Below are 486 nucleotides of genomic sequence, written 5' to 3' on the forward strand. Positions count from 1 at the left end.
ATGCTTCACGGAACAGTCCGCGAAGCATCCCGCGATTCGGACGCCGCCGATCATGATGATTTTCTGGAAAGCTGCGCGATCGACGGTGATTTCTTCCTTGACGGCGACGAGAACGACGCGCAGCGCATGCTGCGTGACATCGAACGGACGTTGGTCGTACGCACGAACACCGCGATGCGCGCGCTGACGGCCGGCACTGCCATGGAATCTCGCGCCGATGACACGCACGATGCCGGCGCTGAGGATTCGCATGATCATGATGCCTTAAGTGCGGATGAAACCGCGAGATGCTCGGAATCGCGCGTTGATGGAAATGCCGACGGCGTGGATCGCATGAACCATGCCGGCGTATCGGCGGCGATAGCGGACGTCATGCGGCGATACCCGGATGCGCGCATGGTCGGCATGACGCCGCAAGGCATCGCCACGGCGTTCCTGCGGGCGGTCGCCGACATGGAGTCGCCGGTCCAAGCGCTTCGAACGGAA

2 protein-coding genes are annotated in these 486 nt (G+C 62.6%); both read right to left on the reverse strand.

From position 1 onward, the window contains the following. On the reverse strand, positions 1–228 hold a 228-nt coding region (locus tag B3C64_RS06370), incomplete at its 3' end, for a hypothetical protein (RefSeq protein ID WP_291534531.1). A gap of 36 nt (positions 229–264) precedes the next feature. Beyond that, on the reverse strand, positions 265–486 hold a 222-nt coding region (locus B3C64_RS06375), incomplete at its 5' end, for a hypothetical protein (RefSeq protein ID WP_291534533.1).

Source organism: Bifidobacterium sp. UBA6881, assembly GCA_002451435.1.
Taxonomy (GTDB): Bacteria; Actinomycetota; Actinomycetes; order Actinomycetales; family Bifidobacteriaceae; genus Bifidobacterium.